We start from the raw sequence: 17,543 nt of genomic DNA, 5'->3' as shown, positions 1-17,543 counted from the left end.
CGGATCCTGTTTCTGACAATATTGTTCGTACACGATCACATTAATTGCTAAAAATTGCCGCGTTAAAATCCTGGGCAAGAGCGGCTATCATAGGGAGAGAATTTTTCGTCGGAGTGTTCATGGAACTGAGACAAGAGGCGTTTCACCTGTTACGCCAGCTTTTTCAACAGCATACTGCCCGTTGGCAACATGCATTGCCGGAACTGACCAAACCGCAGTACGCGGTATTGCGATCCATTGCCGAAAACCCGGGGATTGAGCAAGTTGCTCTGACAGAAGTGGCGGTCAGCACAAAGGCGACGCTCGCGGAGATGCTGAGCCGCATGGAGGCGCGTGGACTGGTAAAACGCGAGCACGATCCGGCCGACAAGCGTCGTCGTTTCGTCTTCCTGACGCCGGAAGGTGAAGCGCTGCTTGCCAGCTGTAAACCGCTCGGCAATGACGTGGATGAGGCGTTTTTAGGGCGGCTGAGCAACGACGAGCGGGCGCAATTCTCCGCACTCGTCAAAAAAATGATGCGCGACTAGTTAACCCGGGTGCGCATAAAGTCGATAAAGGTGCGCACTTTCTGTAGCGCGGCGAAAAATTTCGCACTGTTTTGCAGTATATTCTGCACAACGGAAGGGCCTGAAAATTAGCCATTCTGCACTGTGCAGAATAAATCACAAATAAAGGTCATGTAAGAATATGAGGTTGAAGGCAATGGTTTACCGTTGACAGTATCGCCGCTAGTTGAATTCTACTGAGGTGATCTAATGAAAAAAATTCTAACCGCTGCCGTCCTCGTTAGCATGTCACACACCTGCTATTCAAGAGATGAGGCCATTTTAAACACATCAAAAGATGAAATTATGTGGAATACCGGCTATTACTACCATTTAGGAATAGCTGAATCATGTCTCGAACATTCCGCACTATCTGACGACGACATTAGCCAAAAAGAACAAGATAAAATACAACAGATCTCTCAGGAAATTATTGAGAAAGCAAGGGCGGTTGCTGATGACAAGAACCAAAACTACTTCATTGTTTGGTTGAAGCGCTATGTGAGGTATCAGCAGGGATATGACTTGGTATCCGGGTGGTTCTCTACTGACACCAATATGACATTAGACGGATGTAAGGACATTATTCCATACATCAAAAAAAACATAACTAAGCCAAACGGCGAGACTTATTAATTAATTCCTGAATTTTTCATTCCAACAGAAACATGCATTAGTGATGTACATCGCAATACAATGTTGCACTTGGACTGGATGGTGGCCGCAACCCGAGTTAGTGTCTGACCCAACAAAGACAACAACACAGGAAGCGCAAAATGACCATCCAGACCGCCAGAACACGCCCAATGACCGATACGGCCCGTTGCATCAGAGATTCGATGGTCAGGGCTGGCGTTCGCAGTACATGGCCACTTAGCGATCTGGCCGACTGCGCTGGCATCGAAGTGGGTAACGCAGAATTCATCGTTACCCAGATGGAGCTGGCCGGTTATCTGAAGAAAACACGCTGGGGCCACTATATGCTGACTCAGACCGGGGTTACGGCGCTGTAACCCCGGCGCTTATGGTCAGGCCGGGGTAAAGTTACAGATAAGCAGCTCTGCCGCCCTGTGGCCATTATTACCGCCGACAGAGTAAGTGGTACTGGTGCTGCGAATATCCAGCCCGTCAAACACCGCCCGCATGTCCGGGTGGTCATTCACTGAAATAATCGCCTTTCCCTTAATACCCCGCACCACTTCAGCCATGAACTGGTACTGCTCTATGCCGAACGGCACACCATAGCCCTGGGTTTTCCAGTATGGCGGATCAAGGTAAAAGAGCGTGCCGGGGCGGTCATAGCGCCGGATGCACTCCTGCCAGTCCAGATGCTCAATCGTCACCCGCTGCAGGCGCAGCCAGGCATCCGATATTGTCTCCTCCAGGCGTATCAGGTTGAAGCTGCCGGGGCTGGTAGCACTGGTGCCGAACGAACGACTGTCTGACCTTGCGCCAAAAGAGAGTTTCTGCAGGTAATAAAAGCGGGCAGCACGCTGAATATCAGTCAGCGTTTCCGGTGGCGTATCTTTTGCCCAGGTGAATATTTCACGGCTGGTTAACGCCCATTTAAACTGCTTTATAAACTCTTCCAGATGGTTATGCACGACGCGGTACAGGTTCACAATATCGCTGTTGATATCATTCAGCACCTCTACCTTCGATTGCTCTTTCATAAAGAACAACGCTGCGCCACCACAGAACGGCTCAACGTAGCATATATGTTCAGGGAATAACGGGAGGATCTGGCGAGCCAGCTTACGCTTGCCGCCAACCCATGGAAATAATATGCAAGACATAAAATCACCTCTGTTGACCTGAATTGTGGTAGCTAATAATGCTCACAGGGCAGAACGCCGTGTTATCTTTCATTTAGAGCAAGGAAACCGTCTATGAATCAAAGGCTCCTGTCAGAGGAATTACAGTTAAACCTCCTGTCGACTCTGGCCAGTATCTTCCCGTCAGCAATAAATAAAGCTGATTACGACGAGATGTTTGGCGGCATCAGCAATGAGGTGATGCTGCTGAATATTGCGAAACTGATTGATGATGGCCTTATTATCGAACAGGCCGTTATTCACCTGCTCAGAGGCCCAGAAATCAATCTGAGCCAACTGAAATTAACATTTGAGGGATACAAGGCTCTTTGCCCGGACAGTTAAACAGCCGCTAAAGAGATAGTGTCAGGTGACATCAATTCTGATGCTATCCCCCAGCTCATCCTGACCATTCAGCCCAAGGACAAACTCAACACTGAGTTTTGCTGGCTCTCCGGCTGTTGTCGATACTATTGCTGCAGTGTGGCCATCAATCAGTACGCCATCTACCGCCACACCAAGCCCAACGAAATAACCATTATCGTAGAGGCGAGCAATCTGAAGTTTTTTAACCTGCATAATTTATTCTCCGGGTGTTCAATACTTGGCATCACACCGTGAATGCGGTGCTCTTTATTCCGGCCTGTCTGGCCAGTCGATATCTGGTGCATCCTCCGGGCTAACCCTGCTCAACAGCACGCGATACGTTTTCCAGGCCGTAAGCGACTGGATATCGTCATCGGTAGCCATATCAAGATCGACTGCATCCTGCAGGAGCGCTATCGTGCTACTGGCCTCCTGCATCAGGCTGGATTTTGTATTCTGCGCGTCGGCAACGGTAGCAGCTCGCTCCGCTGCGTCGTCTTTCACCCACTTGCTGCCATCCCATTTCATGTACTGGCCATCAGGCGAAAGTGAGGTTGTATTTTCCGGCAGTGAGCCCAGCTCGCTGATAAATACAGCATTGCCAGTTTCAGTATCAAATACGGTTTTACCGCGATGGTCTTCAACCAGTGACCAGGTGGAATCCGCATCACTGAATACCGCAACACTGCCTGTCGGGGCTGATGGTGGCTCAATATCGGTGCTGTACGCGGGCAACCCGGTGTGGGCCGGAATATAAGCATCGCCAGCGCCGATAAATTCAAGCGTGTCAGCGCGCAGGTTAAAAATGGTGATGGTCTGGTCTTCTTCGCTCATTTTGAATGTCATTATGCAAGCCTCACGATGTAGTTAAGTGCGATGTTTTTAACGGTGTTTTCTGTATTACCGAATGCATCCACGGTGACGGTGTGACCGTGAGAACCCATTACGACGCTGTGGGTGTGCGAACCGATGTCTACGGTGTGGGCGTGAGAACCGATGGGGACGGTGTGGGCATGGTCCCCCGCGCTGCTGGTATTGGAAGTACCACTGTGATCTCCAGCGCCGTCCGGCCCTGCTGCGCCTGCTGTATAGACGTTTCGGTAGGTATGAACGTGAGCACCCGTGGTGTTAGTTGTCTTCGTACCATAATCAAACGAACTGGCGTTCTTTGTGCCGTGATCAAACGACCCCGTCGCTTTGGTTCCAAGGTCAGTGGCTGCCGCCGTTGCCGTGTGGCTGTGTGACCTGATGCCGTCCTGCTCCAGTGACAGAACGCTACGACCAGAGGCGGGTTTTCCCTTAATGGTCTGGCCGCGCATATCGGGGAAAACGCCAGATGGATAAACAGCCGCAAGTTTTGGATAGGTCGCTACGGTAAAGGTTTGCCCCTGCATTGCGACATATCCACCTGGTATCGCGTCCGAAGGCCATGGGATAGGTGCACCCACAGGATAAGCGGTATTGGCCGCCCCATTCGCTGCCGTCATAGCGGCTTTGACTGCTTTCGGCGTGGCAGCATGCGTTTCGTCGTCGCTGTCGGTCGCGCTGCTGAGCTGCACAATACCTTTTGCCGCAGTGGTGGCATCCGGCACGGAAGATAATTTGCCGTGGGCGAGATCGTAAGCGGCCTTAACCGCTTTCGGTGTGGCGGCGTGTGTTTCGTCGTCGCTGTCGGTCGCGCTGCTGAGCTGCACAATACCTTTTGCCGCAGTGGTGGCATCCGGCACGGAAGATAATTTGCCGTGGGCGAGATCGTAAGCGGCCTTAACCGCTTTCGGTGTGGCGGCGTGTGTTTCGTCGTCGCTGTCGGTCGCGCTACTGAGCTGGACGATACCTTTCTGCGCTGTAGTGGCATCTTTAACACCAGAGGTGATACCGTCAGAAACAATTTTCTGAATAGCCTGCAATAACTGATTTTGTTTTGCAGGGTCTGGTGTAAATCCGGCTTCAGCCAGGACATTTTTCATTTCCTGCTGAATATCCTGGGTGCAGCCCTGTTCGTCATTCAGCCAGTCAGCATAAACAATCGTACCCTGCGCACCGGTTGCCGGATTGCCGTCATGAAATAAACCGTCTTCGGTGCCAATGGAAGGCATAATATCTTTCATGCCTGGTTCTCCTGATAATTAAATACAACCTCGGTGTGCGCCGGTTTTAAATCACGGAAAATATCTTCAATTAAATTTTGTCCGTAAGACGTTAACGCTTCACCGGCAAGGGAATTCCCCGCCCGGAAGTGATAAACCGGCACCTGACCATCCTGAATATTCACAATCCAGACCCAGATGATTTCCGGTATCCAGATGCAGTCTCCCGCACGACCGACGCCCGCCCTGAAGGGTTCGGGCTCATCGATGGTGATGTCGTAACCCAGCGATTTCGCAAGATTGATGAAATAAGCCCGGCTGAGTCCGCCAGTGGCGTTGAGCCTGGCCAGAACCTGCTGACGCCGGGCCTGATAGGTCATATCGTCCGGCGATGACAGCGCCAGCACGCGCTCCCAGTCCGCCAGCAAAGCGGCGGCATAAAACGGCGTCACGCCGTTCAGCACGTCAATGGCGCGGTTATCAGCCCCGCTCAGCACGTCCGCCTCGGCGCTCAGCTCTGCCGTCAGGCGTTTTCCGCGCGGGTTGTAGCTTTTGGGTGGCAGCAGAATGCCGAGCAAATCCTGATACTGAGCGCGGTTCATGGCATCAGTCCGATGTTCACCGTGCCCGGACGACACCACTGCACGGTGTTCTGATCCACTACCGGCGTCACGTTAGCGGTCGGGGTTTTCATGTCGTAATCAATAACGCCCACCACATCCGTAATGAGTCCGCCCAGCTGGTTACGCACAGCGACTTCGCCGGGTGCCAGACGGTTAAAGTAGTCGTTGATGGCGCTGGTTATCTGCGCCCGCGCGTCGTCGATGGACAAGTCGCTGAGGCTCACATCGACATTCACATCCACCTGAATCTCCGTCGGAGCCAGCACCAGACAGTCTTTTGCCGTGACTGGTCGCTGGTCGTCGATATAGGTCTGTACAGCCTCAATCGTCTGCGCAGACGGCAGGTCGTTATTGGCCGTTATCACCACATCAACCGTGCCGTAACCTCGGCGTAAGGGGTAGACGTAAGCCTGAGTCACGCCGCTGACGGACATCGCCCACATGTGGTAATCGTATTTATTGCCCCCGGCTGGCGGACGGCGAATGACTTCCAGCAGACGGGAAAGCAGCGAGGCATCCGTCTCATCATCCGTACCGCCGCTCATCGTCTCGATGATCACAGTGCCATCAAGCCCGGCAGGCGTGCTCATGAGCGTGGCGCGGGTATTGCCTGCCAGATTACCAGCGCACAGATGATGCAGGTGCTGCCTGGCACAGAATAATAATGCTCAGCGGCAATCAGGCTTTCGGCGAACGCCAGTTTTTGCGCATAAGTGTCGGTCTTTTGCATCGTTTTAATCTCCGTTTAAACAGGGGTTAAGCTGGTCTTAACATCAGCCAGCAATCTGGTTTCTGATGCGCTCAGCAGTTTGCCACGGCGTTTCGCCATACTGGCGGGCCACCGTCACGGTGTCGCCGTCGCGCAACTTCACATACACATTGCCGCTGTTGGTGGTCCAGACGCGGGTTATCTCGTCCGCGCAGACGGACAGCTCGTTACTCAGTGAAATCATTTTGTTAGCCATACGCTTTCTCCAGTACCCTGCCGAAGGCTTCGAGTACTTCAGCAAATGCCGCCCGGTGTTTCGGGTAGCTCTCATTGATAAACGCCAGCAACAGCTCCACGGTTTTCATGGCGGTAGCCAGTTCGCTGGTCTCCGGCAGCACCTTCTTGCTGGCGGCGATACACTTGCTGAAGGAGTCTCCCAGCTTCGCCAGCATCTCCACGCGCTCAGCGGGGGAGATATCCGGGTTTTCTCGTATCAGCTCCATCGTGACCTGATACTCGGTAAGCGTTCCGAGCAGGATCATTCTGGTGATATCTTCAACACCGCCGCCTGCGATCAGTACGGCTGCACGCTGCTTATCCCAGTTATCCCCCTTATCTGCCGCGTCACGCTTCCAGCGGGTGACGGTGGAAACCGGAATACCGGCCTGTGCCGCTGCCAGCTCCAGCGATAATCCGTTGTAGATATAGGCATTGCGCACCCTGTCCTTGATTTCACGCGAATGGGCCATATCAGAGACCGTGCTTCATCTTCAGAAACAGCACGGACAGGGACACGACAGCGGCCACCAGACCGCCAGATGCCGCACCGGCAATCGCGCCTTGCTTAACAGACAGGTCACCCACGGTATCGATGCGATCTTCCATACGCGCCAGCGTGGCGTTCATGTCCTGCAGCAGACGGATTTCAGTCAGGTTGTTACCGCGACGGCGGTGCTTTGGCTTGCGTTGTTTTTTCATAAAAATCCTTGTTTATCCGCCTTGCGGTCCAGTTTTTCGTCTATGCGATTGAGACGATCACGCATCTCGATCACCAAATCTTTCAGATGGTCCATACGGTCACAGGCATCGTCGCGGCGCATGTACTCACGCTGCATCACTTCCAGCATGGAGCGCAGCTTGTGCAGCTCATACTTCTGCTGGGCAACAATGAAACTGCCGAACGCCGCAATCAGCCACAGCGCCACATGCAGGACCATTTCAGTGCTCATGGTGCAAAGCCTCCGTAAACTGCAGCCAGCCGTTGACGGTATCCGCATGGCGGGCCAGCGTCAGCAGACGCACAAAGTCCGGGTCGGTTGCCAGACGAACGGTGGTACGCAGCGGATGCGCGGGCAGCGCCGCACACCCGACCACAACCAGCGCCAGCAACAGCGCAGGAAAGAAACTACGCATCGCTTCCAGCCTTACCCTGCGTCAGGGAAATCAGCCGCGTGGCGTGACAGTGCAGCGCCCATACCGCGAGATAACCGACGAACAGATAGTCAGTCATGGTGTGAGCGAAGGCTGCTTCCAGCACGATGACGCTGCTCACCAGAAACGCGCCAACGGTCATGACCACCGATACCGACAGCGCCCCGGTGTCCGGGTCGGTCAGCATGTCGCGAACGGCACGGAGCAGGCTCATACGCTCTCCGGGTAAAGATGCCCGAACAGCGGTACACAACCACCGGACACCCACGCAGCCACATCAAAGCCGGGGCACTCTTTGTTGGCATACTCACGATGGCCATGCAGGGTGGCGTTGCGGTAGTTGTCCTGCAGACGGGCAACAAGGTCATGCAGCGCCAGCCACTGCGCCGTCGTGAAGCTGCGTGTGCCGACCATACAGATACCGAGTGAATTCGCGTTGTGCCCCTCAATGTGAGCGCCGATTTCTTCTTCACCGCGCCCGGAAAGCACCGTGCCGTCACAGTCGATGACGTAGTGATAGCCGATGGCGGTCAGCTCAGGATTAATGGAAGGATGCGCACGGTGAAAACCGCGCTCAGCGTGCCAGCGGTCAATAACCTGCGCCGCGGTCTCATGGGCATTGCCCAGAGAGTGGCCATCAGGCCAGGCGGCACAGTGAATAACAATCATGTCGATAAAGCGGGACATAAAAAAACCCTCGTATGTTGACGAGGGTTATTGTGTCGGATGCGCCGGGGCGCTAATCAGCTGCGGGGGCGTAGTGGGTAACTCAGAAGAGGTCCGGCTGCTGGCTGTCCTGCCGGTGATGACGCTCGCGCAGCAGCTCCCATGCACGGGTCGAAGCGATACCATATTTTGGGCAGGTCAGCGTGAGTGCCATTGTTAACGATTCCCCCTGTTCCTGCAACTGGTCAATTTCTGACAGGAAGCAGCGGTTACGCCACTCACGCCAGGCTGCATCACAGCGGGGAATATACAGCATGTCGCCGCTGAAATTCTGCATCAGGCTCTCCAGTTGTTCCGGGGTGAGAATTTGCTGCAGCATGGCGATACGACGCTGACCAGCAGAGCGCAAACCTTTACCCACAGGGAACATGACGCCGCCAAGCTTCTGGACAAGCAGCTCCGTCGCCGGAAAGCCAATCAGTGACGCGATTTGCTGCACCGACTCCGGCAGGAGCGACTGAACCTGCTCGTAATCCGGTCTGATCGCATTCATTTGAGCCTCCCGTGACGTTTCGCCTCGACAATCAGCATCTGCATGACTTTACGCACCTGATCGTCATTCAGCCACTCCAGAGGTTTTTTCTCCCCCAGCATGCGCTCGGTGACACCGTCCAGATACGCCCACGGGCGACCGGCTTCAGCCAGCAGCGCTTCAATCTTGCCAAGCATCGCCTTACGCCCAACAGCCACACCCGGCCTGCGCCCGACCTTTGCTGCAGGCGCAAAACCCTGACCACGCATATAGAGCACAACGCTCTCCAGCTCCGATACTGAACAGTCACGCGCACTGCGCTTACCGGTCACCCGCGCCAGAACGGCGCGGTAGGTCTCATCATCCCAGCCCAGCGATTTTTTGCCGGTGTGGATCACTTTTATGAGATTCGCCATTACCATTCACCATCCTCTGACTTAACTGCACGAACATAGCCAGGCAGCATCATGACGCCCACAGGCCAAAGCAGCATTGTGACCAGAAAACCAACGTAGCGCGGTGAACTCTTCACAAAACCCAACTCCCGCATGGCGCTGGCATGGCAATACCCCAGCCAGAAGTAAGTTGCTACGTAATACAGAGTCCAGAAATAAGTCATCGCAGCACCCTCCACAGCAGATAAGGCAACAGCCCCGCAATCGACACCAGCATCAACCACAAACCAAAGGGATAACCGCCGTTGACGCATTTCACCATCCAGAACCAAACGTTGCCGCTAATCCAGAAAGCCCAGAACAGTTTCATGGCTTCACCTCTTTCGGGGGAGTTGGCATTGGCAGCCAGTGAGTTTCGCCAAATTTATTCCTCAACCACACGTCATGCGCGATGTGTTTCTTCGCGTGCTCTATTAACTGCTCTTTGGTGAATTGCATTTAGACCTCCCACGTTTTTCCGCAATGCAGACAAACAGCCTTGCCGTCGTCGCAATCAAGATTGATATGTCCACATTTCGCAGCGTCGAGCGATGCCTGCGCTATGATCGCCAGCTCACGCACAACTTCGGGCGGTGCGTAGTGATCGTTCAGGTCATCGTACAACTGAACCATTTTGGTGCTGTTATCCCGGTGAACGTCTTCGTTAGTTCCAGCCAGGGCGGTAATAACAGCATCAGCGGCATCAATGATTTGCTGGGCTTGTTGTCTGGTAATAGTGCTCATGGGTTCGTTCTCTTCCATTTTCTCTCGCATTCATGTTGCCAATGATCCAGGTTGACTATGGCCACTTCTGTCATCTCGCCGCCGAACTGATAATGCCTGCGCATTGATTTGCACTTCATCCAGACAGGAATGGCGACAAGCCAGAAAATTAACGGCCAGACAAAGACACCACAGAGAGCAGCTATCACGGCAACTAAAGCAATCGGCAAATCACGAACGGATGTGTCGAGAAAGTCCGAGCCAGCATCGCGGAGAGTCGAAAACATCAGCCCGTAAAAATCTGCTGTATATGCCATGCAGTCCAGATAGTTGAACTCATAACCGGCTGCAGCTGCCCAGGTAGGGCGGTCAATGAAATGGCGGAGCGTGAGCATGTTGTTGGTAATTGTGCTCATGGGCTAGTCCTCTCCGTGAATACGGATGCCAGCATCGGATAAAGCAGCATTAACCTCTGCCTCTGGATATGCATAGATAGAACGGTGTGCATCTGCGAAATCCCTACGATGCAGAACACTAATGGGCTTAGGCAGTTTCACTTCCCGCACCTGCAGCTCAGCAATCCGCTTCTCTGCGGCTTCCAGCTCACCCAGCAGCGCCAGTGCTAACTTTCGCAGGTGGGCATTACTTCCTATTGCCGGGTTCGATAACTCTTCACGCAGCGCCTGTTTGTCGATGTTGCTCATTGGGCGACCTCCTGTCTCAAATCAATATCCCCAAACTCAGCCATTAATTTCCCGCTTACCAGCTCTACGATTTCATCGTAATTGGTGACGTTTGTGGCTTTCTCCGCAAGACCTTCCGATAGCATAAGCTCAAGACAACGTTCAAAAGCAGGTCGGTTCAGACTGTCAGTAAGCCTGAAATAAAACGCGCCTCCCGTCATCTGCTCGCGTTCAAGGCGACCATCCTCAACAAGGCGCTTAATACGGTTCATAGACTGGCTATCGCTGAGCGGAAGGCGCAATGAGTGCTTGCGGCCAGTGGTGCAAATGTGGGTACTCATACGCATCCAGAAATGTTCATTTCGGCAAAGACCAACTACTTTTCCATCGCCGAAGTAATTCATGGTGACACGGGAAGGGAGTTGTTTGAGAACTGCATGCCATATTGCCCGGAGGATAAATCCATTAGATAGCCTGCTCATGACTGCACTCCTTTGCGAAGCTCCTTCGCCAGCCACTCCAGAGCCATTACGGGAACGCCAATGCGCCCTGTGCCTTCGAATTTGTTAATCAGGTGCTCGATAGCTACATCCACACCCTGCGCCCGCACTTCAGCCAGGTAGGCGTCGGTGGCCGGGGTTTCGACATTAGGAAGCAGCGCATAATCGCAAATAGTATTGATTGCATGGTCGCAGCGGTCATCTTCGTTGCGTGGGCGTTCGCCAACCTTAGTGGACGATTGCATGATGATGCCCCAGCACACGCTATCAACCTCTTCGCTCCATCCATCGCAAGCATCACCGCGATAGTCGTCTATTGCAGCCTCAGCCGCCTCTACAGCTTCCTCTGCAGTTTTGTGCCATTCGAAATTATGCTCTGACCCATATGAGAAATATGAAGCTCCAGCCTTCAGCCCCGCATTCTCCGCCGCTTTACGCAGCGCCTGTTTGTCGATGGTCATTTGGCACCCTCACTCATCTGAGCCAGCAGGCCAGCCAGATTTAACTGCCTGGCTGCAATAGCAAAATCAAGGCAGCTGTTAAGCGTCCGCAGCGTATCAGCCATCCGCTTCAACTCAGCCACTTCTACGTTTTCCAGGTCAATACCGGCGCTATTACTGATAATCCCCATCACAGCGCCAGCCATTAGCAGACCTGATTGCTGGCTGGCGACCAGATGCTGGTAATTTTCGGTGGTGCGTTGAATATCTTTATCCATTTGCGCATCAGAACGAATATTCATAAATAACCTCTTGGTTGATTTCGGCGTAAGCAGTCCCCTGACGGTTTACGCCATAATTAAACGATGATTAATTACTGTTTAAATCAGATTTAAAACCTATCTACCGGAAATAACTCCCTCGCATTAACAAAATAAGGCTGTTTGTTTATTTCCACCATGACCTTACCGTTTACCATGATGGCGTTATCCGTGGTCTTCACCAGATTCACACCCTTACGCAGAGAACAAACAGGGCAGTGCTGATACCAGAACATATCCCCCGGACGGAACGCCTGATTAAACTCTTTAGCATTCACGACCTGCCACTCCTCTTGATGTGCTTCATCAGACGGCGACGAGCCAGAAAGTCGAACTCATACCAGCGGCGCTTCAAACCATAAATCACCATCCAGTTTGTCAGCACATCGCCGGACGCATAGCCTTGAGGTATCCTGACCATTCACACCGCCGCAATATCAAGAGGAATATTGACCATTTTTCCGCTGCAGTCCTGCTCTTTAAAGTTGATGTAGGTTGAGGTAACAGACACTACCAGAGCCTTATTCAGCGCATCCATAGCCTGCTGCCAGAGTGCATCATCAATATTAAGCTGACGCAGGGAAATAATACGGCCCGTATTTAGCTTGCCTTCTTTGTCCACATCGAAGGCATCGGTAATGAGCGTCAGCAGCTTCTCATCTGCGCCCTTAGACCAGGTCTTCAGGCACTCATCAATCATGTCTTTAGCCACCTGCAGTTCAGGGCCAAATGTCAGACGGTCCTGCACGGCAATCTTGATTTGCTGGCTACCGTCAAAGGTGGAGAAGGTCACATTACCCTTTACGCCACCTGGCTTACGACCGAACTTCTCGGCAACCAGCTCAAGCCAGGCGTAACAGTCACCAAATGACTGGCGTTTAAAGTCGGCAATACGCTGGCTCTCCAGCTTAGCCCCTGCCACTCGTGAACGCACAAACTCATCCATTTCACGGTCATAATCGGACACCTGCGCCACTGGCACCAGGCGACCTTTGCGGTCTTTCATATAGCCTTCAGGTACTGATGTATCTTGATTGTTAACAGACATGATTTTGATTTCCTTATTAATTCCAGATTACCTGGCATTCATTGATACGTGACGTACACACCACACGCTGTACGCCTTTCTCTTTTACTACCACTTCAACAACAGGCCACGGAATATGACCGGTCATACATTCCGCCGTAATCACAGGACGCTGTGGCTTACGAACACAACTGCGGACAACACACCCCTGAGCCTCAAGGGCATTACGCGCCTCTGATAACGCAATAAACTGATTAACCATGATATTTACCTCAGTAAAGTCGCCATTTACGCGGCAACTGCACACACAACCGCGCCAGACGGTACGCCTTACGAAAACCCGCACGGGTTTGAACAAAAGGGATAACGAGTTGCCTGGCTTCGCTGGCACCGATATCCCAGTCCCTGCCATCATTACCGACACCAGCGACCTCGCGCTCCCAGGAATACACATCGACACACAACCGCCCCGGCACAAAACAATCAATAAACTGCGCACATTTAGAGCTACTGGTGGTCGGGAAATAAAAAATACTGTTGTAACCCATATTCCGAAGCGCCTTAACTTCCTGTTTAATCAGTGCATTCATGGCATTCCCTCAGTGAATCAGCATTTCTGCGAATCGCTTGACTGCCGCGACGCTGACTGGCGTGTTATTGATTTCGCAGGTGCGGTTCACCCCGCGTAGTAGCTTACCGAGGCGACGCGCATTACCCCGCGCGGACGTAAACAACGCATCACTGATTTTCGCGTCAGCAGCCTCAGGCATCATGCTGACCGCGATCAGATTAAAATCATCGCGAGACAGCGCATCACCCAGCGGAAGTGACAGACCGGCGCGGCTGTACAACTGCTCAAACTCACCGCGCTTACCGCGCAAGTTGACCAGCAGACGCGGCATGCCCGCCAGAACGATGCCGATACCGGCCTTGTCATGCAGACGGCGCAGCACTTCCAGCGCCCGGTAAGGCAATAATTCAGCCTCGTCAATCAGCAACAGACGACCGGAATCGCGCAGCGCCTGCACGCAATTCTCAATCAGGTCGTGAATATTGCCGCGCTTGCTGACACCCAGGCGGCTGCATATCTCTTCCAGCAGAACACGGGCGGTATAGCCAGGGTCAGCCTCAAGCAGAATGGCGTCGCGGTGTTTGTTTGCATACTCGCGCATAATCATTGTCTTACCCATCCCAGCCGCCCCCGTCAGCACGCCGATTTCGCACTCCAGATGGGCGTAAGTAATCAGCTCCATGCCGTAACGCGCCAACACCGTGGGAACAAAACCAAAATTAATCTTCCGTGCCTGCGCTTTTTCATGCTCGCGCTGAATAAAACCGGCAACTAATTCATTGACGGATCCCACATCGCCGGTATATTTACCCTGAAGATACTGATTAATGACCGCCGTGCTTTTACCAATTGCCCGCGCCACGTGCACCTGAGAAAGGCTCTGGCGGCTCATTAATTCCTGCAGTTGTTCACGTAATTCCATATTCAAACTCCTCATGCCCGGCCTGAGCCGGTTTTCTTCATATATTCATCGCGGTCAGTCTGGAAAAGAAACAGGTGTTCTTCGTCCTCTGACGGTGTGGCGTCGATAGTGATCCCCATATTGAAGTTGCTGTTGTGCTCCAGCACCTGACGGCCTTCCGCCAGTATTTCTTCTCTTTTATTTTCCACGCGCTTAAGACGACGTCCGGTACGCTCTTTCTGCGCTTTTTCCATCTCGCTGACAGGGACGGCAGCTACTTTGTTACCGTTCCAGACTGCCCTGCAGAGATAAGAACCATCCATCCGGCGCACGATAACCTCGTGGGCATCATGCATATCAAAGGCTGCGCGAACCTTCTCGCCGTCCACGTTGATAAGCTCTTCCGCGAAATATTCATTTTTATTGACGGTGATCCACCCGCGACTGGCGGTTGGTTTACGCTCCAGCATGAACACCTCACGCAGTTCCAGCTCGGTCAGGTATTCGATCTCGTCACCTTCAGCTTCCAGTACGGCCTTACGGTACTGCGCCGGGGTCAGATAACGACCGTTATATTTCGGTAACTGACTGTGTTCGTGCGAATGGTTGTAGGCATCAACCTCAAGTGCGATGGCGTCAAGCAACTGCTGCCAGGAAGGCAGTCTGGCGATCGCTTTTTTCTGTATCGTGTTGAGCGCCTTACCGTTTTTTAGTGCATTCATGGCGGAATCAATACCGCGCTGCGTAATGCGGACATGTTCTGCATCCGCGCCGGTGCCGTTGAAGGTGGCAAACTTCTGCGCGATGGCCAGCGGGATAACGCCGTTAAGGCGCTCAATAATGCCGCGTGCCTGCGGATTACCCGGAATACCGGTCATATGACGGATACCCATACGCGGGAAAATACCGGAGATTTCATCATCAAATGACAGGTTGGTCTGACCACTACCGTTATCTGAATACACAAACAGCGGCTTTCCGTGGTGCTTCATGGCGTAACGGTAGGCATCAGACACCGCCAGCATGCTTTCAGCGAGCGACAGGCTCCAGCCGACGACATAGCGTGTCCGGCCATCAATAATCAGCGTCAGCTCAGGGGTAAACGGCTGACCGTGCGCCGGGTGTGCGACCTTCATGTTCAGTGACTTACCATCACTTATCCAGCAGCCGTTAACCGGCATCTGTGACCAGTCACGCTTCTGATACGTCTCCAGTGTGCGCGCAGCAGAACCTGACACACGTCCACGGGCAAGCTCACGGCGGGGGAATTTTTTCATTGCGCGATTGACTGCATGATAGGACGGTATCGCCGCCAGCATAGCGGGCTGGTCGGCATAGCGTTCATTCCACTCGTCCCTGAAAAGACGATAAGCTGCCAGCAGGCTGTGACCATTCGGATTACGCCAGTGGGGGAGAAAATCGACCAGCCAGCCAATCTGTTCCGGCACCTTCGCTTTCAGGTGACCGGGAGCCAGTAACGCCAGACGTTCGCCACCGTTATCAGTGGCGCGACACGCAGTAACCCATTCCTGCAGACAGCGCACGCTGATACCGGTGCGGGTCTTGCCCTTGCGGGCATTGGCAACTTCAGCCGCCCGCAGAACGCGCTCAGGTAAAGAACCATTACGGGAACCGTCAGCAATTAACTGAACCGCACGAGACCTGGGCATTTTGGCATCAATCAGCTTTTCGACTTCCTGTGCCAGCATGGCGCGGGCATCGGCGATCTGCTTTTGCTTGTCGGTCAGCGTGCCGACCTTGCGATCAAGCAGGGCCGGACACTGGCGAATCAGCTCAAGCTCCTGTGATGGCTTCACGGCAGCTTTCTTAGCCGCCACCGGCGCATCGACAACAGCAACCTCAGTGGACTGCTCAAGCACCGACTGAAAATGACGCTGCCTGAAGAACTCCCGCTGCTCTGAGGTCAGGCAATCAACATGAAACTCGAATGCTTTTGTCCCAGCTCTGCGGCGTTTGAGTTCGGATGCACCGCCAGATGCCTTTTCCAGCCTCGCACGAATATTCTGCTCTCTGCCAGGCATGCCTGGTAAACCGAGGCATTCTTTAACCGTTACCCAAATATCCATAGTCGCCTCTTATCCCCGAATAATTCTGGATTTATTCAGCCAACGATTTGGCCAGATATCTTCAGGTGCAAGGCCCAGAGCGGTAGCAATAATGCCTTCCTGCTTTGGCGCACGGCGGTAGAGTGCATTGCGAAGCGTATCAACCGATACACCATGGCTTTCAGCTAGTTTGGTGTAATTCGTACCAGCCAGTTCAATACATGTGCGAATTAACGGGCCAGGCGCATCCTGATTGCCGGATGCGCTCACATAAAAACGAATCAGGGACGCGGGCAATTCTTGATTAGCCGTATGCATTGTGTGATCCTCAAGAGTTAGTGCAAAACGTTTAACGCTATTGTTAAACGTTAGCGTGTAACGATGCGCACAAATATACGATCACAATAATCCAAAATCAACACAATCGTGCGGATTTTCCAGATATTTCGTGCGAGATAATTTTGAGGTTACATACACAAATGAATTCAATTAGTTATCAAGAAAAGAACGATATGGGTGACAAAATCCATGAGCAGATTTTTGCTGCTACTGGAATAAACCGTTTTTCACAGCGATTGAAGGAGGCGATGGAGATAGCCGGAATAACAAGCAATACCCAACTTGCGAAGCGTGCAGATATGTCAGAGGCCGTGATAAGAAAATACCTCAAGGGGGAAAGCTATCCTACCCTCGATCGCTTGGCTATTATTGCTGATGCATGCCACTGTTCTGTTAGTTGGCTAGCCACAGGCGATGGCCCAAATTCGCACGAAAATGACACGCGTGAAAACTATCATGCGCGTACAACCGATTTGGGTATTGCTGAGTTTGTCGCGGTACTTTCACGACTAAGCGGAGGAGAGAGGGAGCTATTACTGAGGATTATCTATAAAAATGGAGTTACAGCATTACTCAACTTAGACAACGATGAGAACCTGAGGTTACTTCAACTCCCTGAAGCTGTTAAGGCTGGGGTTTTACGTCTAGCTAACAGGCCAGATACAGCCATCAGAGAGATTTTATCGAAGGTGGAACGAGATGATCCCCCTGAAAGCGTAGCAGATAAAAAAGCCGTTTGATTTTAAATTCCAATAATATTAGTTAG

The 17,543-nt window shown here is 52.7% G+C and carries 35 protein-coding genes and 1 pseudogene; 5 read left to right on the top strand and 31 right to left on the bottom strand.

The window, feature by feature from the left end; translation table 11 throughout:
* Window positions 1–119 precede the first annotated feature (119 nt).
* The 3 genes from AAIR21_RS17495 (at window position 120) to AAIR21_RS17485 (ending at window position 1,558) form a co-directional block, all read left to right on the top strand.
* Window positions 120–527, top strand: coding sequence for a MarR family winged helix-turn-helix transcriptional regulator (locus AAIR21_RS17495; protein ID WP_020883824.1), 408 nt, complete (start codon window positions 120–122; stop codon window positions 525–527).
* A gap of 228 nt (window positions 528–755) precedes the next feature.
* Window positions 756–1,181, top strand: coding sequence for a hypothetical protein (locus AAIR21_RS17490; RefSeq protein WP_434681747.1), 426 nt, complete (start codon window positions 756–758; stop codon window positions 1,179–1,181).
* A gap of 140 nt (window positions 1,182–1,321) precedes the next feature.
* Window positions 1,322–1,558 carry a hypothetical protein gene (locus tag AAIR21_RS17485; RefSeq protein WP_434681745.1) on the top strand — a complete coding sequence of 79 codons (237 nt, stop codon included), beginning with the start codon at window positions 1,322–1,324 and terminating at the stop codon, window positions 1,556–1,558.
* A gap of 15 nt (window positions 1,559–1,573) precedes the next feature.
* On the opposite strand, the gene AAIR21_RS17480 is transcribed toward AAIR21_RS17485, so the two are convergent.
* The gene (locus AAIR21_RS17480) at window positions 1,574–2,341 is read right to left on the bottom strand and encodes a DNA adenine methylase (RefSeq protein WP_434681743.1); all 768 of its coding nucleotides are present in this window, start codon (window positions 2,339–2,341) and stop codon (window positions 1,574–1,576) included.
* 93 nt (window positions 2,342–2,434) lie between these two features.
* Here AAIR21_RS17480 and AAIR21_RS17475 point away from each other — a divergent pair, with 93 nt between their 5' ends.
* Complete coding sequence (locus tag AAIR21_RS17475; RefSeq protein ID WP_434681741.1) at window positions 2,435–2,704, top strand: hypothetical protein; 270 nt, start codon at window positions 2,435–2,437, stop codon at window positions 2,702–2,704.
* A 21-nt stretch (window positions 2,705–2,725) separates the two neighbouring features.
* Here the strand turns inward: AAIR21_RS17475 and AAIR21_RS17470 are convergent, their stop codons facing one another.
* The 30 genes and pseudogenes from AAIR21_RS17470 to AAIR21_RS17325 all read right to left on the bottom strand — a co-directional run bounded on the left by AAIR21_RS17470 (window position 2,726) and on the right by AAIR21_RS17325 (window position 16,756).
* Complete coding sequence (locus tag AAIR21_RS17470) at window positions 2,726–2,938, bottom strand: hypothetical protein (RefSeq protein WP_434681739.1); 213 nt, start codon at window positions 2,936–2,938, stop codon at window positions 2,726–2,728.
* Window positions 2,939–2,992: 54 nt separating this feature from the next.
* Complete coding sequence (locus tag AAIR21_RS17465) at window positions 2,993–3,571, bottom strand: tail fiber assembly protein (RefSeq protein ID WP_434681737.1); 579 nt, start codon at window positions 3,569–3,571, stop codon at window positions 2,993–2,995.
* A complete protein-coding gene (locus AAIR21_RS17460) occupies window positions 3,571–4,833 on the bottom strand; it encodes a tail fiber protein (protein ID WP_434681735.1) in 1,263 nt (420 codons plus the stop codon). The genes AAIR21_RS17465 and AAIR21_RS17460 overlap by 1 nt, the downstream gene beginning before the upstream one ends.
* On the bottom strand, window positions 4,830–5,414 hold the full coding sequence (locus tag AAIR21_RS17455; RefSeq protein ID WP_434681733.1) for a YmfQ family protein: 585 nt from the start codon (window positions 5,412–5,414) through the stop codon (window positions 4,830–4,832). Before AAIR21_RS17455 ends, AAIR21_RS17460 begins: the two co-directional genes overlap by 4 nt.
* On the bottom strand, window positions 5,411–6,025 hold the full coding sequence (locus tag AAIR21_RS17450; protein ID WP_434681731.1) for a baseplate J/gp47 family protein: 615 nt from the start codon (window positions 6,023–6,025) through the stop codon (window positions 5,411–5,413). Before AAIR21_RS17450 ends, AAIR21_RS17455 begins: the two co-directional genes overlap by 4 nt.
* Window positions 6,022–6,165 carry a hypothetical protein gene (locus AAIR21_RS17445; RefSeq protein WP_434681730.1) on the bottom strand — a complete coding sequence of 48 codons (144 nt, stop codon included), beginning with the start codon at window positions 6,163–6,165 and terminating at the stop codon, window positions 6,022–6,024. The genes AAIR21_RS17450 and AAIR21_RS17445 overlap by 4 nt, the downstream gene beginning before the upstream one ends.
* Before the next feature lie 43 nt (window positions 6,166–6,208).
* A complete protein-coding gene (locus AAIR21_RS17440; RefSeq protein ID WP_025203102.1) occupies window positions 6,209–6,400 on the bottom strand; it encodes a hypothetical protein in 192 nt (63 codons plus the stop codon).
* Window positions 6,393–6,893, bottom strand: a complete 501-nt coding sequence (locus AAIR21_RS17435; RefSeq protein ID WP_025203103.1) for a DUF1804 family protein — start codon at window positions 6,891–6,893, stop codon at window positions 6,393–6,395. The genes AAIR21_RS17440 and AAIR21_RS17435 overlap by 8 nt, the downstream gene beginning before the upstream one ends.
* Window position 6,894: 1 nt before the next feature.
* On the bottom strand, window positions 6,895–7,122 hold the full coding sequence (locus AAIR21_RS17430) for a hypothetical protein (protein WP_025203104.1): 228 nt from the start codon (window positions 7,120–7,122) through the stop codon (window positions 6,895–6,897).
* On the bottom strand, window positions 7,119–7,373 hold the full coding sequence (locus AAIR21_RS17425; protein ID WP_025203105.1) for a hypothetical protein: 255 nt from the start codon (window positions 7,371–7,373) through the stop codon (window positions 7,119–7,121). The genes AAIR21_RS17430 and AAIR21_RS17425 overlap by 4 nt, the downstream gene beginning before the upstream one ends.
* A complete protein-coding gene (locus AAIR21_RS17420) occupies window positions 7,363–7,557 on the bottom strand; it encodes a hypothetical protein (RefSeq protein WP_025203106.1) in 195 nt (64 codons plus the stop codon). The genes AAIR21_RS17425 and AAIR21_RS17420 overlap by 11 nt, the downstream gene beginning before the upstream one ends.
* Window positions 7,550–7,789, bottom strand: coding sequence for a hypothetical protein (locus AAIR21_RS17415; protein ID WP_025203107.1), 240 nt, complete (start codon window positions 7,787–7,789; stop codon window positions 7,550–7,552). The genes AAIR21_RS17420 and AAIR21_RS17415 overlap by 8 nt, the downstream gene beginning before the upstream one ends.
* Entirely contained in the window at window positions 7,786–8,262 is a 477-nt protein-coding gene (locus AAIR21_RS17410; protein ID WP_434681724.1) for an N-acetylmuramoyl-L-alanine amidase, read from the bottom strand. Before AAIR21_RS17410 ends, AAIR21_RS17415 begins: the two co-directional genes overlap by 4 nt.
* An 82-nt stretch (window positions 8,263–8,344) precedes the next feature.
* The gene (locus tag AAIR21_RS17405) at window positions 8,345–8,794 is read right to left on the bottom strand and encodes a hypothetical protein (protein ID WP_434681722.1); all 450 of its coding nucleotides are present in this window, start codon (window positions 8,792–8,794) and stop codon (window positions 8,345–8,347) included.
* Complete coding sequence (locus AAIR21_RS17400; RefSeq protein ID WP_434681720.1) at window positions 8,791–9,189, bottom strand: gp16 family protein; 399 nt, start codon at window positions 9,187–9,189, stop codon at window positions 8,791–8,793. The genes AAIR21_RS17405 and AAIR21_RS17400 overlap by 4 nt, the downstream gene beginning before the upstream one ends.
* Window positions 9,189–9,392, bottom strand: a complete 204-nt coding sequence (locus AAIR21_RS17395; protein ID WP_434681718.1) for a hypothetical protein — start codon at window positions 9,390–9,392, stop codon at window positions 9,189–9,191. Before AAIR21_RS17395 ends, AAIR21_RS17400 begins: the two co-directional genes overlap by 1 nt.
* Window positions 9,389–9,538 carry a hypothetical protein gene (locus AAIR21_RS17390; RefSeq protein ID WP_434681716.1) on the bottom strand — a complete coding sequence of 50 codons (150 nt, stop codon included), beginning with the start codon at window positions 9,536–9,538 and terminating at the stop codon, window positions 9,389–9,391. The genes AAIR21_RS17395 and AAIR21_RS17390 overlap by 4 nt, the downstream gene beginning before the upstream one ends.
* A gap of 209 nt (window positions 9,539–9,747) precedes the next feature.
* A pseudogene (locus tag AAIR21_RS17385) lies at window positions 9,748–9,951 on the bottom strand (hypothetical protein); the annotation flags it as partial.
* Entirely contained in the window at window positions 9,948–10,346 is a 399-nt protein-coding gene (locus AAIR21_RS17380) for a hypothetical protein (protein ID WP_434681714.1), read from the bottom strand. The pseudogene AAIR21_RS17385 and the gene AAIR21_RS17380, both read right to left, overlap by 4 nt.
* Window positions 10,347–10,349: 3 nt before the next feature.
* Window positions 10,350–10,634: a hypothetical protein gene (locus tag AAIR21_RS17375; RefSeq protein ID WP_434681712.1), complete on the bottom strand. Its 285-nt coding sequence runs from the start codon at window positions 10,632–10,634 to the stop codon at window positions 10,350–10,352.
* Window positions 10,631–11,095 (bottom strand): hypothetical protein, encoded by a 465-nt coding sequence (locus AAIR21_RS17370; protein WP_434681710.1) that lies wholly within the window; start codon window positions 11,093–11,095, stop codon window positions 10,631–10,633. The genes AAIR21_RS17375 and AAIR21_RS17370 overlap by 4 nt, the downstream gene beginning before the upstream one ends.
* Complete coding sequence (locus tag AAIR21_RS17365) at window positions 11,092–11,574, bottom strand: hypothetical protein (protein ID WP_434681708.1); 483 nt, start codon at window positions 11,572–11,574, stop codon at window positions 11,092–11,094. The genes AAIR21_RS17370 and AAIR21_RS17365 overlap by 4 nt, the downstream gene beginning before the upstream one ends.
* Complete coding sequence (locus tag AAIR21_RS17360; protein WP_434681705.1) at window positions 11,571–11,855, bottom strand: hypothetical protein; 285 nt, start codon at window positions 11,853–11,855, stop codon at window positions 11,571–11,573. The genes AAIR21_RS17365 and AAIR21_RS17360 overlap by 4 nt, the downstream gene beginning before the upstream one ends.
* 89 nt (window positions 11,856–11,944) lie before the next feature.
* Window positions 11,945–12,151: a hypothetical protein gene (locus AAIR21_RS17355; protein WP_434681703.1), complete on the bottom strand. Its 207-nt coding sequence runs from the start codon at window positions 12,149–12,151 to the stop codon at window positions 11,945–11,947.
* Window positions 12,152–12,294: 143 nt separating this feature from the next.
* Complete coding sequence (locus tag AAIR21_RS17350; RefSeq protein ID WP_434681700.1) at window positions 12,295–12,921, bottom strand: DUF3164 family protein; 627 nt, start codon at window positions 12,919–12,921, stop codon at window positions 12,295–12,297.
* Window positions 12,922–12,937: 16 nt separating this feature from the next.
* Entirely contained in the window at window positions 12,938–13,162 is a 225-nt protein-coding gene (locus tag AAIR21_RS17345) for a hypothetical protein (protein WP_434681698.1), read from the bottom strand.
* Between the two features lie 10 nt (window positions 13,163–13,172).
* Window positions 13,173–13,490: a hypothetical protein gene (locus AAIR21_RS17340; RefSeq protein ID WP_434681696.1), complete on the bottom strand. Its 318-nt coding sequence runs from the start codon at window positions 13,488–13,490 to the stop codon at window positions 13,173–13,175.
* Window positions 13,491–13,499: 9 nt separating this feature from the next.
* Complete coding sequence (locus tag AAIR21_RS17335; RefSeq protein ID WP_434681694.1) at window positions 13,500–14,393, bottom strand: AAA family ATPase; 894 nt, start codon at window positions 14,391–14,393, stop codon at window positions 13,500–13,502.
* 11 nt (window positions 14,394–14,404) lie between these two features.
* Entirely contained in the window at window positions 14,405–16,459 is a 2,055-nt protein-coding gene (locus AAIR21_RS17330; protein WP_434681691.1) for a Mu transposase C-terminal domain-containing protein, read from the bottom strand.
* Window positions 16,460–16,468: 9 nt separating this feature from the next.
* Entirely contained in the window at window positions 16,469–16,756 is a 288-nt protein-coding gene (locus tag AAIR21_RS17325; RefSeq protein ID WP_434681689.1) for a helix-turn-helix domain-containing protein, read from the bottom strand.
* Window positions 16,757–16,917: 161 nt separating this feature from the next.
* Between AAIR21_RS17325 and AAIR21_RS17320 the strand changes: the two genes are divergently transcribed.
* Complete coding sequence (locus tag AAIR21_RS17320) at window positions 16,918–17,517, top strand: helix-turn-helix domain-containing protein (protein ID WP_434681687.1); 600 nt, start codon at window positions 16,918–16,920, stop codon at window positions 17,515–17,517.
* Window positions 17,518–17,543 lie beyond the last annotated feature (26 nt).

Source organism: Enterobacter sp. PTB, from assembly GCF_051130085.1.
In the GTDB taxonomy this organism is placed as follows: Bacteria; Pseudomonadota; Gammaproteobacteria; order Enterobacterales; family Enterobacteriaceae; genus Enterobacter; species Enterobacter ludwigii.
This window is presented reverse-complemented; position numbering and strand designations above follow the sequence as displayed.